General features: G+C 57.6%; 16 protein-coding genes. 3 read left to right on the forward strand and 13 right to left on the reverse strand.

Features of this window, described 5'->3' with window-relative positions; translation table 11 throughout:
* Positions 1-7 precede the first annotated feature (7 nt).
* The 3 genes from NAT23_RS09210 (at position 8) to NAT23_RS09220 (ending at position 1,953) form a co-directional block, all read left to right on the forward strand.
* Positions 8-445, forward strand: a complete 438-nt coding sequence (locus NAT23_RS09210; protein WP_251593751.1) for an ATP-dependent zinc protease family protein — start codon at positions 8-10, stop codon at positions 443-445.
* Between the two features lie 27 nt (positions 446-472).
* Positions 473-1,381, forward strand: coding sequence for a 30S ribosomal protein S6--L-glutamate ligase (rimK, locus tag NAT23_RS09215; protein WP_251593753.1), 909 nt, complete (start codon positions 473-475; stop codon positions 1,379-1,381).
* A 77-nt stretch (positions 1,382-1,458) separates the two neighbouring features.
* The gene (locus NAT23_RS09220) at positions 1,459-1,953 is read left to right on the forward strand and encodes a hypothetical protein (RefSeq protein WP_251927670.1); all 495 of its coding nucleotides are present in this window, start codon (positions 1,459-1,461) and stop codon (positions 1,951-1,953) included.
* 29 nt (positions 1,954-1,982) lie between these two features.
* On the opposite strand, the gene NAT23_RS09225 is transcribed toward NAT23_RS09220, so the two are convergent.
* The 13 genes from NAT23_RS09225 to hfq form a co-directional block, all read right to left on the reverse strand.
* Entirely contained in the window at positions 1,983-2,642 is a 660-nt protein-coding gene (locus tag NAT23_RS09225) for a SanA/YdcF family protein (protein ID WP_251593757.1), read from the reverse strand.
* A gap of 41 nt (positions 2,643-2,683) precedes the next feature.
* Positions 2,684-3,250 carry a putative Fe-S cluster assembly protein SufT gene (gene sufT, locus NAT23_RS09230; RefSeq protein ID WP_251927672.1) on the reverse strand — a complete coding sequence of 189 codons (567 nt, stop codon included), beginning with the start codon at positions 3,248-3,250 and terminating at the stop codon, positions 2,684-2,686.
* A gap of 9 nt (positions 3,251-3,259) precedes the next feature.
* Positions 3,260-4,504, reverse strand: a complete 1,245-nt coding sequence (locus NAT23_RS09235) for an aminotransferase class V-fold PLP-dependent enzyme (RefSeq protein WP_251927674.1) — start codon at positions 4,502-4,504, stop codon at positions 3,260-3,262.
* Positions 4,501-5,832 carry a Fe-S cluster assembly protein SufD gene (sufD, locus tag NAT23_RS09240; protein ID WP_251927675.1) on the reverse strand — a complete coding sequence of 444 codons (1,332 nt, stop codon included), beginning with the start codon at positions 5,830-5,832 and terminating at the stop codon, positions 4,501-4,503. The genes NAT23_RS09235 and sufD overlap by 4 nt, the downstream gene beginning before the upstream one ends.
* Positions 5,829-6,581: a Fe-S cluster assembly ATPase SufC gene (gene sufC, locus NAT23_RS09245; RefSeq protein WP_251593765.1), complete on the reverse strand. Its 753-nt coding sequence runs from the start codon at positions 6,579-6,581 to the stop codon at positions 5,829-5,831. Before sufC ends, sufD begins: the two co-directional genes overlap by 4 nt.
* A gap of 62 nt (positions 6,582-6,643) precedes the next feature.
* Entirely contained in the window at positions 6,644-8,086 is a 1,443-nt protein-coding gene (gene sufB, locus NAT23_RS09250; RefSeq protein ID WP_251927676.1) for a Fe-S cluster assembly protein SufB, read from the reverse strand.
* A gap of 52 nt (positions 8,087-8,138) precedes the next feature.
* Positions 8,139-8,606 carry an SUF system Fe-S cluster assembly regulator gene (locus NAT23_RS09255; RefSeq protein WP_251593769.1) on the reverse strand — a complete coding sequence of 156 codons (468 nt, stop codon included), beginning with the start codon at positions 8,604-8,606 and terminating at the stop codon, positions 8,139-8,141.
* Between the two features lie 206 nt (positions 8,607-8,812).
* Positions 8,813-10,108: an adenylosuccinate synthase gene (locus tag NAT23_RS09260; protein ID WP_251593770.1), complete on the reverse strand. Its 1,296-nt coding sequence runs from the start codon at positions 10,106-10,108 to the stop codon at positions 8,813-8,815.
* A gap of 48 nt (positions 10,109-10,156) precedes the next feature.
* Positions 10,157-11,353 carry an ATP phosphoribosyltransferase regulatory subunit gene (locus tag NAT23_RS09265; RefSeq protein WP_251927677.1) on the reverse strand — a complete coding sequence of 399 codons (1,197 nt, stop codon included), beginning with the start codon at positions 11,351-11,353 and terminating at the stop codon, positions 10,157-10,159.
* 175 nt (positions 11,354-11,528) lie between these two features.
* Positions 11,529-12,479: a protease modulator HflC gene (gene hflC / locus NAT23_RS09270; RefSeq protein WP_251927678.1), complete on the reverse strand. Its 951-nt coding sequence runs from the start codon at positions 12,477-12,479 to the stop codon at positions 11,529-11,531.
* Positions 12,480-13,718 (reverse strand): FtsH protease activity modulator HflK, encoded by a 1,239-nt coding sequence (gene hflK, locus NAT23_RS09275; protein ID WP_251927679.1) that lies wholly within the window; start codon positions 13,716-13,718, stop codon positions 12,480-12,482.
* A gap of 39 nt (positions 13,719-13,757) precedes the next feature.
* Complete coding sequence (gene hflX / locus NAT23_RS09280) at positions 13,758-15,065, reverse strand: ribosome rescue GTPase HflX (RefSeq protein WP_251927680.1); 1,308 nt, start codon at positions 15,063-15,065, stop codon at positions 13,758-13,760.
* Positions 15,066-15,082: 17 nt separating this feature from the next.
* On the reverse strand, positions 15,083-15,334 hold the full coding sequence (gene hfq, locus NAT23_RS09285; protein WP_251593788.1) for an RNA chaperone Hfq: 252 nt from the start codon (positions 15,332-15,334) through the stop codon (positions 15,083-15,085).
* Positions 15,335-15,398 lie beyond the last annotated feature (64 nt).

The raw sequence follows: 15,398 nt of genomic DNA on the forward strand, positions 1-15,398 counted from the left end.
GATCGCCATGACTTCACTGCCCTATGAGCCCCGTGCCATTGTTGGACGCAGGGAAATAGTCACGCTCCCCGAGCTTGAGCTTCGCCTACCCTGTAAGGTCGATACCGGTGCACGCACCTCGGCGCTCCATGCCGAAAACATTACGCCGTTTGAACGCAATGGCCATTGGTATGTCCGTTTCGACAGCTGGAGCGGCGATGGAGAAGGCGCATCTCGCCATTTCGAACTGCCGCTTTACGATCGACGTCAGGTTAAAAGCTCGAATGGCCACAGCGAAAATCGCTGCGTTATTCGCACTCTGATGGAATTGGGCGAGCTTTCCTACGATATCGAACTGACCCTGGTCGACCGTCAGGACATGCGGCACCCAATGTTATTGGGCCGGCGCGCCATGCGCCGTCTTTTAGTGGCGCCCGGCGCTTCTTTTCTCCATGGCTCGCCCTGACAGGCGTCCATTTGCAGGAGACGTACCATGCATATCGCTATCTTGTCTCGCAATCGCTCGCTGTATTCCACCAAACGCCTTGAAGAAGCGGCTCTGGAACGCGGGCATACGGTACGCATCATCGATACCCTGCGATGCTACATGAACATTGCCTCTCATCGCCCAACCATTCATTACAAGGGCGAAGAGCTTGAGCCCTTCGATGCGGTCATTCCTCGTATCGGCGCTTCGGTCACGTTCTATGGCTGCGCGGTTCTACGTCAATTCGAGATGATGGGCACCTATGTTCTAAACGATTCGGTCGGGATCACCCGTTCGCGCGATAAGCTGCGCTCATTGCAGCTTCTTTCACGCAAGGGGTTGGGCCTGCCCGTGACCGGGTTCGCGCACTCACCGGATGATATTCCGGACCTGATCAAGATGGTCAAGGGTGCACCACTGGTCATCAAACTTCTTGAAGGCACTCAAGGCATCGGTGTAGTTCTCGCCGAGACCAACCAGGCGGCCGAAAGCGTCATCCAGGCCTTCATGGGCATGAAGGCCAACATCATGGTCCAGGAGTACATCAAGGAAGCGAAAGGCGCTGATCTGCGCTGTCTGGTCGTGGGCGAGAAGGTCGTTGCCGCGATGAAGCGCCAGGCCGCCGATGGGGAGTTTCGCTCCAACCTTCACCGCGGGGGAACGGCAAGCAGCATTCGAATCACTCCCGAAGAGCGCTCGACCGCCATTCGAGCCGCCAAGGCCATGGGGCTCAGAGTTGCCGGCGTAGATCTTTTACGTGCCAACCACGGCCCGGTCATCATGGAAGTGAATTCCTCACCAGGGCTTCAGGGCATCGAAACCACCACGCAGCGTGATATTGCCGGGCTGATCATAGAGCACATCGAGAAAAACGCATCGCACAAGCAAAAAGCACCGCCGAAACCTAAAGGTTAGGTTTTTCTTAATGGCGGGGTCTGGCAAACTATCCATTACTCGCCTTCATACTACTGCGTCACCGGAGGTGGCCGCGCATGTTTCTCGATAATCGCCAAGTGGCGATGGATAGCTTGCTGGAAGCTCTGGCCGACAGCCTCGATTATTTTCAGGATAACGTGGAGCGTTTGCGCCCCTCGATCAAGGACGCTCTAAAGCCTTATTTCGAACAGCGCACCGCCGATCTGAAGACGCTTCAGTCCCAAAGCAAGACCTACCTGAATCTGCTGCCGCGCGATGCCGATGTCGAGCGCGATGACTACATGTGGCTATGGAGCCGACTCAAAAGCTTCGTGGGGGATGACAGCCAGGTCTTGATTAACGAGCTGCTCGAGCAGGAGCGCGTGTTGATGCAAGCCATTTCAACCGCTTTCACGCATGATTTGCCCGAGCAGATTGACCCGACGCTCGAGCGCATCTGGTCGGATTGCCGAGCACTTATTCGCGAATTGTATCAGCAGCAGAAAAAAGAGCGTGGCGAACGCCTACCTCGACAGCGCAGAGCCGGCAGACGGCGCTCGCAACAGCAGTAATTCTTCAATGAGCTCAATCGACCGATAATTCAATTATCGGTCGATTCGATCGGAAGCGCGGGCCCCAGAAAATGAGGCACCCGGTGCCATAGAAACAGATCGCCTACCGTGGCCGCTCGAGCGAGCCACTCTCTGACTCGCATTGATGCATCAAGGCGAGGACGATTCGCCTCAGCAACACACCCATACGCATCCAACCCAAGATGGTTGGCAATGAACAATGCCCGTGGCAAGTGCCAATCCTGAGTAATCAGAACCGCTTTTGAGACCCTAAAGACCGAATGGGCGCGATACACGGTTTCAAAGGTACTGAAACCTGCAAAATCCATGGTCATTGAATGAGCGGGAACATGTTGAGCATGAAGCGCGCGCCACATATAGCGCGGCTCGTTGTAATAGCGGGTGCGATTATCGCCGGAAAGAAGAAGATGATCGACGGTGCCAAGCCTTAAAAGCTGTGCGGCGGTATCAATCCGAGCATGAAAATGAGGATTCGAACCACCGCCTTTCAAGCCGTAGGAAGTACCGAAGACAACGCCGACAGGCGCGTGGGGGCATTCAAGCGCATCCTGTGTAATCTGGTCGCGTGTCGACAGAATGACCCAGGCGTTTAGGGCTGTCAGCACCGCAAACACGGTCATAAGCGCCCATGAGCCGCCCTTGACCACCATCACGGTCAGTCTTTTCATGCCGCCCTCACCCGCACCATGATCTGTCTACCGCGCTGGACTCAGAACATGCCCAGTTCCAGACGCGCCTCCTCGCTCATCATGTCACGGGACCAAGGAGGACTAAAAACGATTTCGATATTGACCTTGGAAATTTGAGGCGCCCCGAGAATCTTGTGACGTGCATCTTCAGCAATGACCTCGCCCATACCGCAGCCAGGCGCCGTCAGCGTCATGCGAATATTAACCACGCGCTCGCCTGAAATCAGAGTATCAAGGCGACACCCGTAGACAAGGCCAAGTTCAACGATATCGACCGGGATTTCCGGGTCAAAGCACGTATGAAGCTGCTCCCAGATAAACGCCTCGATCTCATCGTCGGTGGCGTCTTCATGAAGTGTGGGCCTTGGAAGAGAATCAAGGCCAAGTGCATCGAGTTTGTAACCTTCAATCAGGTAAAGCCGGCCCTCCAGCAACACACTGACGGATGAGCCCATGGCCTGCATGACCTGTACAACCGCATCCTCTTCAAGGACAACCGGCTTTCCAAACGGAATCGAGATGGCTTCGACGGCACGCTGCAGAGGCATTTGCTGCCCCTTGGATACCCCATCCAGCGGGTTACTCATTGCCTCTCCTCAGCGCAGCATCTTGATGACGCGCCCAAGCGCATCGACGAATTGATCCGCTTCTTCGAGCGTATTGTAGACACCAAACGACGCTCGGCAGGTGGCATCGAGTCCGAACTTTTGCATCAGCGGCTGAGCGCAGTGATGCCCGGTACGAATTGCCACGCCGAACTGATCGATCAGAAGCCCGATGTCCTGCGAGTGCGCCCCTTCGACCACAAATGAAATCACGCCGCACTTGTTTGGCGCCGTACCGATCAGGGAAAGACCATCGATGGACTCAAGGCGCTGCGTGGTATGCGAAAGAAGCGTCTGCTCCCACTCGGTTACCAGCTCGAAATGCAGGTTGGTCAGCCACCGAATGGCCCGATCAAGTGCAATCGCCTCGCCAATGGCCGGCGTTCCAGCCTCGAACTTGTGAGGCGGTGCCGCGAACGTGGTGCCTTCCGTAAGCGTTACCTTGCTGATCATCTCACCGCCGCCTTGCCAGGGCGGCATCGCCTCGAGCAGCTCGAGACGACCGTATAACGCACCGATACCGGTCGGCCCGTAAATCTTGTGGCCGGAAAAGGCGTAGAAATCCGCGCCCAGCGCCTGTACATCGACACGCGCATGGGCCACCGCCTGGGCGCCATCGACCAGAATCAGCGCCCCCTGTGCATGAGCAAGCGCGGCAAGCTCACTGACAGGGTTGATGGTCCCAAGGGCGTTCGACACATGATTGACCGCCACCAGCCGTGTCCGCTCATCGATCAGCGAACGCGCAGCGTCCAGATCCAGAACGCCTCGCGCGTCGACAGGAATGACGCTTAGCGTGAACCCAAGCTCCGTCGATAACATCTGCCACGGCACGATGTTGGAGTGGTGCTCCATCTCACTGATAATGACGCGATCACCAGCACGCAGGTTCGCGCGGCCCCAGGTATTGGCCACCAGATTGATGGCCTCGGTGGTGCCGCGCGTGAACACGATTTCCTCAACGCGTTCGGCGTTCAGAAACTCCCGCACCGTATCACGCGCCCGCTCGAACGCCGCCGTGGCTTCATCCGCCAGGGAATGCAATCCCCGGTGAATGTTGGCGTTATAACGATTGAAGTAATCGCTGTAGGCCTCGAGCACCGGGGTCGGCGTTTGAGTGGTCGCTGCGTTATCGAGGTAAACCAGGGGCTTACCGTCATGCAGCAAACGCGAAAGTATCGGGAACTCGGCGCGAATCTCTTCGACATCCAACGCCAGCGTTGAGTCCATCGTCATGCGTCCTGTGCCTCCACCAAATCCTGAAGATTGAATCGGTCCGGCAACTTGCCGGCAACGGCCCGCTCAACGCGCAGGGCGATGTTCGGCTCGTTGACGCTATCGAGTACTTCACCGGCGAAGGCAAGCGTCAGCAGACCACGCGCCATGGCTTCATCGAGGCCACGGGCACGCATGGCGAACACTGCACGTTCATCGAGCTGACCGGTGGTCGTACCGTGCGAGCATAGAACGTCGTCGGCGTAGATCAGAAGCTCCGGCTTGGTGTCGATCTCGGCGCGATCGGAGAGCAACAGGTTGGCATTGTTCTGATAGCCGCGCACCTGCTGGGCATCGCGCTTGATGTGCACCAGGCCGTTGAACACGCCTCGGGCACGGTCATCGAGAATACCCTTGTAGTTCTCGTTGGAATACGTACGCGGCGCGTTGTGATGCACCTTGGTGTGGTTGTCCATATGCTGGCGCCCACGGCCAAAGAACAGCCCATAGTAATCACAGACAGCATTTTCATCGTTGAGCTCGGCCACCAGATCGTTTCGCGCGATCGACCCGCCCAGGTTCAGGTTGAACGAGCGGTAATGGCTGTCTCTCGCCTGCTCGATGTGCACGCTTGCGATATGAAATTCCTGCGTACTGGCTTCCTGAAGCTTGTAGTGCACCAGGTGCGCTGCCTTCTCGACGAAAAGCTCACTGACCACGTTGGTCAGGTTGGCCGCGCCCTCTTCACCGATATAGTGCTCGATGATGGTAGCCTCGCTCTGAGAGCCCGCTTCGATAATCACGCGAGGGTGCGTCATGACCGGCGCATCTTGCTTTCGCGACACGAACAGCAGATAGACTGGCTTGTCGAGCGCAACACGCCGGCCGATACGCACGATGGCGCCTTCGGCGGTGAACGCCGCATTCAGTGCTGAAAACGCAGAGAAATCAACGTTATTCAACCGCCCGAGCGCGCCACCGACGGCTTCATGATTGCTGGCCAATGCCTGTGACAACGGCTCGACGCTGACGTCACCTTCAAGCCCCTCGAGGGAGGAAAGCTCGGCGCTAAACACACCATCGACGAACACCATCCGATACGCATCGATCTCAAGCATCATGGCATCGAGCTGAGCGCGATCAAAATCCGCATTATCGGTCAGCGCAAACTGCTGTTTGGCGATCGCTGAAACGTCAGTGTACTTCCACTCTTCGTTCTTGCGGTTCGGAAAGCCGACCGCCTCGAAACGAGCAGCGCCGGCCTGGCGTCTTGCGGCGATCCAGCTCGGCTCGGCGTCAAGCTGCTTGCGGGCACCGAGCTGGTCGAGAAAGCCCTGTACTCCAGTCATGCAACGCTCCCTTCGGTGAGCCAGTCATAGCCGCGGTCTTCAACTTCAGTGGCAAGCGTCTTGTCGCCACTTTTGACGACGCGGCCGTCCATCAGAATATGCACCACATCGGGCTCGATGTGATTCAGAAGCCGCTGATAGTGGGTCACCATCAAGATGGAGCGGTCTTCGCTTCGAAGCGAATTGACGCCCTGAGACACGACCTTCATGGCATCGATATCGAGGCCGGAATCGATTTCATCAAGCAGGGCAAGCTTTGGCTGCAGCACCAGCATTTGCAGAATTTCGTTGCGCTTTTTCTCGCCGCCGGAAAACCCTTCGTTGACCGCGCGCTGCAGGAAGCTGTTGTCCATTTTCATGTAGGCAAGCTTTTCACGCACCAGCTTCATGAACTCCGGAGCCGGAATTTCACCTTCACCGCGCGCTTCGCGCTGTGCATTGAGCGCTGCTTTCAGCAAGTAGACGTTCTTGACGCCCGGGATCTCGACCGGGTACTGAAAGCCCATCAGAAGCCCGGCCCGTGCCCGGTCTTCCACCGCCATTTCCAGCAGATCCTCGCCTTCAAACGTGATGGTGCCCTGGGTCACTTCATACCCTTCGTTACCGGCCAGCACGGCCGACAGCGTCGATTTGCCAGCACCGTTCGGCCCCATGATGGCGTGCACCTCACCCGGGTTGATGGTGAGGTTGATGCCCTTGAGGATCTCCGTGCCGTCGATGCTGGCGTGCAGGTCTTTAATCTCTAACATGTTCAAGCCTTGAATAGGGTGGCAACGCGTGCCGTTGAAACAGAAAATTGATGACGCGGCGATTAACCGACCGAGCCTTCCAGCGTCACGCTCAGAAGTGCTTCGGCCTCGACGGCGAATTCCATCGGCAACTCCTGGAACACGTCCTTGCAGAAGCCATTGACGATCATGTTCACAGCGTCTTCTTCGTTGATGCCGCGGCTCTGGCAATAAAAGAGCTGATCTTCACCAATTTTCGAGGTTGTCGCCTCGTGCTCGACCATCGATTTACTGTTGCTGATTTCCTGATACGGGAAGGTATGCGCCCCGCACTGGTCGCCAATCAGCAAGGAATCGCACTGCGTGAAGTTACGTGCGTTCTCGGCTCTCGGCAGAATCTTGACCAGTCCACGATAGGCCTGATCGCTTCTGCCGGCTGCAATCCCTTTCGACACGATGGTCGATTTGGTGTTTTTACCGATGTGGATCATCTTGGTGCCGGTATCGGCCTGCTGACGTCCGTTGGTCACGGCCACCGAATAGAACTCACCGACGCTGTCATCACCGCGCAGCAGGCATGACGGGTACTTCCAGGTAATTGCAGAACCTGTCTCGACCTGAGTCCAGCTGATCTTTGAACGATCGCCCCGGCAGTCGCCGCGTTTGGTCACGAAGTTATAGATGCCGCCCTTGCCGTCCTCATCGCCGGGATACCAGTTCTGAACGGTGGAGTATTTGATGTAGGCATCGTCTAGGGCCACGAGTTCGACCACGGCCGCATGCAGCTGGTTTTCATCACGCTGGGGCGCGGTGCACCCTTCGAGGTAAGACACCTGGGCCTGCTTGTCGCAGATGATCAGCGTACGCTCGAACTGGCCGGTATTGGCGGCGTTGATACGGAAATAGGTCGAAAGCTCCATCGGGCACTCGACGCCTTCCGGCACGTAGACGAACGAGCCATCGGTGAACACGGCCGAATTGAGTGCTGCAAAGAAGTTATCGCCGCGCGAAACAACAGTGCCCAGGTACTGTTTGACCAGCTCCGGATGCTCACGGATTGCCTCTGAAATCGAACAAAAGATAACGCCCGCTTCAGCAAGCTTATCCTTGAACGTGGTCGTTACCGACACCGAATCGAACACCGCATCGACGGCGACACCTGCAAGCGCTGCGCGCTCATGCAGCGGGATACCGAGCTTTTCGTAGGTTTCGAGCAGTTTCGGATCAACTTCATCCAGACTCTGAGGCCGGTCTTCAGGCTTTTTGGGCGCACTGAAGTAGGAAATCGCCTGATAGTCGATTGGCGGATAGTCAAGGTGAGACCAGTCCGGCTCGCTCATTTTTTTCCACTGTTCGAACGCCTCGAGCCGCCAGTCGAGCATCCACTGGGGTTCTTCCTTTTTCTTCGAGATAAAGGCAATGGTGTCTTCGTTCAGTCCCGGCGGCGCCGTGTCGCTCTCGATGTCGGTCACGAACCCTTGGGTATATTCGCGCCGAACGAGCTGTTCCATTTCTTCGCTAGCCATGGTGCTCTCTCTCCCTGTCGGACGCGGCGGCCCGACCATCGTCTTACGTTGCCTAGGCGTCGCTGATGCTTGCCAGGGAAACACTTTGAATAGGCAGCATGACAGGCATCTTGATCGGCGTTTTCTGCGCCAGATCCGCCAGGGTCACACTGTCCAGAAACTGTCTGATTGCCATGGAGACGCGTTGCCAGTTATCGGCCACGCCACAGGTGGCAGCAAGGCCACACTCGCCTTCTGCCTGACTGCATTCCGTCATGGCAACAGGCCCTTCTATGGCCTCGATGATCTCGCTGACCGAAATCTCGATGGGCGTTCGGGTCAACCGATACCCGCCCTGAGCACCCCGCCGTGATTGCAACAACCCTGCATGCATCAGCATCTTGAGCGTCTTGCTGACCGTGGGCCGAGGCACACCGACCGCCTCGGACAACTCGGCCGCTGCATGCGCCTGCTCGGGATAGCGCGCAATGTGCGCCATCACCACCGCGGCGTAGTCACTCATTTTGGAAAGTCGCAGCATGCGAAGTACCTCTCACAACATTGAGGACCATTCTAGTCCCCATTAAAAATGATGTGAAGGCGAATACGCATTATCGGACCGATAGACGCACGTTAATCGCACGTTCATGACCGTTAACCGAAATAAGAATACGTTTCAATTATATTTGCATCTTTGCCACAACAAAAAAATGCCCCGCAAGCGGGGCATCTTTGAAGCCGAATGGCTTATTCAGAGAACGGGTTACGCAGCACGATCGTTTCGTTGCGATCCGGCCCGGTCGAGATAATATCGATCGGGGTGCCAACCTGCTCTTCCAGATATCGAATGTACTGGCGCGCGTTGTCAGGCAATTCCTCGAGACGCTTGATGCCGAGGGTCGACTCGCTCCAGCCCGGAAGATCCTCATATACCGGCTCGATGGCGCTGTAGCCTTCGGAGTCGACCAAATTATCGGTCAACTCGCCATCCTTGGTGCGATAACCGATACACACCCGAATGTTTTCAAGCCCGTCGAGTACGTCGAGCTTGGTCAGGCAAATGCCTGAAACCGAGTTGATCGCGACCGCATGGCGAAGCGCAACCGCGTCGAACCACCCGCAGCGGCGTGCACGGCCGGTGGTGGCACCGAACTCATGGCCTTTCTCGGCCAGGTGCTGACCGAACTCATCGAACAGCTCGGTCGGGAATGGGCCGGAGCCGACGCGTGTGGTGTAGGCCTTGGTGATCCCGAGCACGTAATCCAGATACAGCGGACCAACACCAGAGCCGGTGGCAGTACCCCCGGCGGTAGTGTTGGAACTGGTCACGAAGGGATAGGTGCCATGGTCGATGTCAAGCAGTGAGCCCTGCGCGCCCTCGAACATGATGTTCTGGCCGGACTTTCGAACCTCGTGCACCAGACTTACGGTGTCGCACACCATCGGGCGAAGCTCTTCGGCCATGGCCATGGCGTGATCGAGCACCTGCTGAAAATCGACAGGCTCTTCGCCGTGGTAGTGCTGAAGCACGAAGTTGTGATAATCGAGCACCTCGCCGAGCTTGCTGGCAAAGCGTTCACGGTGAAGGATATCGCCCAGGCGCAGGCCACGGCGAGCGACCTTGTCTTCATAGGCCGGGCCAATGCCACGGCCGGTGGTGCCGATCTTGGCCACACCGCGCGCCTTTTCACGCGCCTGATCAAGCCGCACGTGATACGGCAGGATCAGCGGGCAGGCCGGCGACAGACGCAGACGCTTGCGAACCGGCACGCCCTTTTCCTCGAGTTCCTTGATCTCATCGATCAGCGCCTCGGGCGACAGTACGACGCCGTTACCGATCACGCAGGTAACGTCATCGCGCAATATGCCGGACGGAATCAAATGAAGTACGGTCTTCTCGCCGTCAATGACCAGCGTATGGCCGGCGTTGTGACCGCCCTGGAACCGAACCACCGCTGCGGCGGATTCCGTGAGCAGGTCAACGACCTTGCCCTTGCCTTCATCGCCCCACTGCGTGCCGAGTACTACAACGTTCTTGCCCATGACGTTCATCTCTACCGTTTGCTTGGTTAAAAAAAAAACGTTTGGCGTTTACTTCATCTCACTGATCGGCACGACGGCCCACTGACCTTCGCGCTTGACCAACGCACGATCGCAGCGATAGTGCGCCTCGAGTGCGCTGCCGTCCTGACCCGGAAGTGCCTGCACCACGCGGACGCCTTCGCTTCGAAGCGTGCGGATGCGTGCCTGAAGCTCAGCGTCGTACTCGGCAGGCGCCCACACCCCATCGGCTGGCGGCTGCTGCTCGCTGAGCGAGGCGAGAAGCTTCAGGTCCATGGAGCAGCCGGTTGCCGGGCGTGGCCGGCCGAACGCACGCCCCGTGCCATCGTAGCGCCCGCCCTTGGCAAGCGCCTGACCATAGCCTGAAACGTGAGCGGCAAAGACCATACCGGTGTGGTACTGATAGCCACGAAGTTCGGCGAGGTCGAAATAAAGCGCCACATCGCCGTGACTCGCTTCGAGTCGCTGCTGGAGCTGAACCAGATAATCAAGCGCCGCCATGACCGAGGCCGACGCACCTGCAAACATGGTGCGCGCCTGATCGAGAATCTCGACACCCCCATGCAGCCTTGGCAGCGCCTTCAGCATGGCCGCTAAAGCCGCATCAGCCACCTGCGCCTCGATCAGAGCGTCGCTGTCTTCAAGCGCCTTGCGTTCGATCGCCTCGAAGATGCGGCCGCGCGCCTGGGCATCAAGACCGGCTTCTTCCATGAGCGCGCGATAGATGCCGATGTGGCCAATGGCGAGGTGGATATGACTCGCACCCGCAACGTCGAGACTTTCAAGCACCAGCTGAAGAATTTCGACGTCGGCATCGATACCGGAGTGCCCGAAGAGTTCGAGCCCGACCTGAACCGGGCTGCGTCCGCCCTGGTACTCATCGGCCTGCGCCCTGAGCACATGGGCGCAGTAGCAAAGGCGAACCGCACCCTCGCGGTGAAGCGAGTGCGCGTCCATGCGAGCAACCTGAGGCGTCACATCGGCACTGATGCCCATCATGCGGCCGGTGTGCTGATCGGTCAGCTTGAAGGTCTGTATATCAAGATCGGAGCCCGTGCCGGTCAACAGCGAGTCAAGAAACTCGACCGGCGGTGGTACGACCATGTCGTAACCCCACCGGTAATAGGTATCGAGCAGCGTGCGCCGGAGCGATTCCATGCGCAGGGCTTGAGGTGGCAGTACTTCATCCATGCCATCAGGAAGAAGCCAGCGATCGGCGATGGTCATATGCTGTGTCCTGCTTTGAAACGTGACCGTTGCCTCGGTGCCGGCAACGGCTCCCCCTGTTACTGGGTCTTTGTTCGTGAAGGCGCTTTTAAACGCACAAAAAAACCGGGCTGAAAGCCCGGTTTCGCTATGAGTCTACCATGTTTTAGCGGCAGGTGAACCCTTGAACGCCCATTCAGGGCGCGCTTGGCTGTTCGCCGTTGGCGCCGTTGAAATACTGGAAGAACTTGCTGTCCGGGCTCAGTACCAACATGTTGTTGCTCTGCTCGCCGAAGCTGTCTCGATAGGACTCGAGCGAGCGGTAGAACCGGAAGAAATCCTCGTTTTGCGTGTAGGCATTGGCGTAGATCGTTGCCGCCTGAGCATCGCCCTGACCGCGAATGGTCTCGGACTTCTCACGCGCATCAGCAAGCAGGGCCTTGCTCTGCTGATCGGCCTTGGCCTTGATTTCCTCAGCCTCCTGACGCCCCTCAGCGCGGTAACGCTGGGCCTCACGATGGCGCTCACTGCGCATTCGCTCGTAAACGGCCTGTGATACTTCACTCGGCAGATCGATCCGCTTCACACGAATATCAAGGATGGCGACCCCAAGCTCGTTGCGCATGGCGGCATCGAGATCGTTGGTCGGCTTATCCATGGTCTCTTCCTTGGCCGCGTCTTCCGTTTCCGGCTTGGCCTCTTTCTTTTGCTGGGCCGCAGCCACTGAACGGTCAGCAACGATGTCGCTGAGCTCGAGCTTACCGAACTCGTTACGAAGCCGCTCATCCACGCGCGGCGCAATCAGACGCTCGGCCATTTGCTCATCGCCACTGGTCGCTTCGTAGTAGTTCTGCGGATCAACGATCTTCCACTTGACGTAGGAATCGACAATCACCGCTTTCTTGTCTTTCGTCAAATAGCGACTGGCCGAGGCGTCAAGTGACATCACTCGACCATCGAACGTGCGTACCGTGTTCAGCAGTGGCCACTTGAAGTGAAGCCCGGGCTGAATGTCTTCCTGTACCACCTCACCGAAGCGCAGTTTGATGGCGCGCTGCGTCTCGTTGACGATGTACATGCTGCTGTTGGCGATCCAAGCCGCGACGGCCAGCACCGCGATGATCACCAGGGCGCGGTTGTTAAGCATTTAGCGGCCCTCCCGAAGCGTGGAATTTCGGTTTGAAGACGAGTTGACGACGTCGTTGGCAATCGACTTCAGCGCGGATGCATTGCCGGAGCCATTCATCGAGCCGGACGCATTGGCACCACCGGCGTTCTGCCCCAGCTTGTCGAGCGGCAGATACATCATGGCGTTGCCGCCACTGACGTTGATCAGCGCCTTGTTGGTATGACTGAAGATATCGCTCATGGTGTCGAGGTAGAGACGCTCACGTGTGATGTCGGGCGCTTTTTCATACGCCTCGTTGAGGCTCAGGAAGCGGTTGGCTTCACCCTGAGCCTGGGCCGTGGCGTTGCGGCTATAGATGTCAGCCTCACGCTCCATTCGATACGCCTCACCACGGGCCTGCGGCAGCACCGAGTTGGCGTAACCGCGTGCTTCGTTGATCGACCGTTCGCGGTCTTCACGAGCGCGAATAACGTCGTCGAAGGCGTCTTGAACCTGATCCGGCGCGGACGTGCTCTCGACGTTGACGGCCTTGAGCTGAAGCCCAACGCCGTAGGCGTCAAGGTAGGACTGAAGCCGCGTGGTAACGTTCGACGCCAGAAGCTCACGCCCGGAGGTCAGGATGTCGTTCATCTCGGTCTGACCGGCCACGTAACGAAGGGCCGAATCGGTCGCGTTCTCAAGACTCATTTCCGGTGCACGAACGTTTAGCACATAATCGCGCGGATTGGAGACCACATACTGAACGGACATCTTCACCTTAACGATGTTCTCGTCCTGCGTGAGCATCGAGGCCGTCTGCGTCAGCGAGCGCACCTTGGTCACATTGACCTCGCGCACTTCGTCAACGAACGGCGCATTCCAGTGAAGGCCTGGACCGACGGTCTCTGTATACTCGCCGAATCGGAGCACAACGCCTCGCTCCGACTGGTCGACCAGATAGAATCCGGAGGCAAACCAGACGCCGGACAACACAACCACCACCAGTGCCGGCAGCGCGAACGCATTGCGCTTGTGATCGCCCCCATTACCGCCCTGCTGGCCATTGCCATTATTGTTGCCGCCGCCGTTTTTCTTGCCGAACAGGCCACCAAGCTTGCTCTGCAAGTCCTTCAGCGCCTCATCCAGATCCGGCGGGCCGCCATTTCCATTGTTCCCGTTGTTGTTCGGTCGGCGATCACCGTTATCGTTGTTACGGCCGCCGCCACCCCAGGGGTCGTTTGAATTATTCTTGCCGCCACCTGGCTCATTCCAAGCCATAGTCAGTCTCCACTAAACAAGTTACCGGACGAATCGTCCTCAGAATGCGTCTTCGAAATACGATTGAGGCAGGTAGTCCTCGGGGTCTTCGCCAGCTCTCGACAGCAGCTGCAAGAGGTCCCGTTTAGGAAGGCGTATGGCCAATTGGGCATTTCCCTGCTCGTCGAACGCTTCCTCGCGCACGGCGTTGATGTCATGCAATTGAGCCCGCAACCACCCCTGTTTCGGCGTCAAAGAAACCGAAACATCGACGATATCGACCCCAAGGCGCGAGGATAACGCTTCCAGAAGCAGATCCAGGCCTTGATTGTCGCGCGCCGACAGCCAAACTGACTGTGGCTCATGGTAACCGTCGTGCTCAATGCGTGGTGACGAGCCTAACAGATCAATCTTGTTCATAACCTGAAGTTGAGGCACATCATTGGCCCCTATTTCGGTCAGAACCTTGTTGACTTCTTCGATATTGGCCTCACGTTCCGGATCGGCCGCATCCACAACGTGGATCAAAAGATCCGCCTGAGCCGCCTCTTCAAGCGTTGCCTTGAAGGCTTCGATCAGCTTGTGCGGGAGGTGACGAATGAACCCGACCGTATCGGCCATGACCACAGGCCCCACGTCAGCGACTTCGAGCCGCCTGAGCGTCGGGTCGAGCGTTGCAAAGAGCTGGTCGGCCGCATACACCTCGGAGTTCGTGACGGTATTGAACAGCGTCGACTTGCCCGCGTTGGTATAGCCGACCAGTGAAATCGACGGAATTTCACCGCGCTCACGCGCTCGTCGATTTTGCTCGCGCTGCTTTCGAACCTTGTCGAGGCGCTTGTTGATCGCCTTGATTCGCCCTCGAAGCAATCGTCTGTCGGTTTCGAGCTGGGTTTCACCCGGACCACGAAGGCCGATACCGCCCTTCTGGCGCTCAAGGTGGGTCCAGCCTCTGACAAGGCGAGTGGACATGTACTCGAGCTGAGCGAGCTCCACCTGAAGCTTGCCCTCATGCGTTCGCGCACGTTGCGCGAAAATATCCAGAATCAGGCCGGTCCGGTCGAGTACGCGGCATTTAAGCTCGCGCTCGAGGTTTCGTTCCTGAGACGGGGATAGCGCGTGATTGAATAGAACGAGTTCCGCCTCATGGGCGGCGATGGTATCTCGAAGCTCATCGAGCTTGCCGGTACCAAGAAAGGTTTTGGGGTCGGGGTGTCGACGAGTGCCATTGACAAGTGCGGCGGGAGTCGCTCCCGCCGACCGCACCAGCTCCATGAATTCGCCGGCATCCTCGAACTGTTCTGCCGCCTGAAAATCGATATGAACCAGTACGGCTGTTTCACCTGAACCAGGACGTTCAAAGAACAAGTAAGCGCCTCTCTAAATCAGCTTTCCTGCCCGGGCTGCAGGGGAGTTTCCTGCGCCGGCAGGCGAACGTTACGGGATGGAACAACTGTCGAGATGGCGTGCTTGTACACCATCTGGCTGACCGTATTGCGCAGCAGGATAACGAACTGGTCAAAAGACTCGATCTGGCCTTGAAGCTTGATGCCGTTGACCAGAAAGATCGAAACCGGGATACGCTCTTTGCGCAAAACATTCAGGTACGGGTCTTGAAGGGATTGTCCTTTGGACATGTTGCTCTCCCAGTAGTAATTAGATTTTATGTGTTTTGGTAGTAATCGTGTCGACTCGCGCGCA

Source organism: Larsenimonas salina, from assembly GCF_023736155.1.
GTDB lineage: Bacteria > Pseudomonadota > Gammaproteobacteria > Pseudomonadales > Halomonadaceae > Larsenimonas > Larsenimonas salina.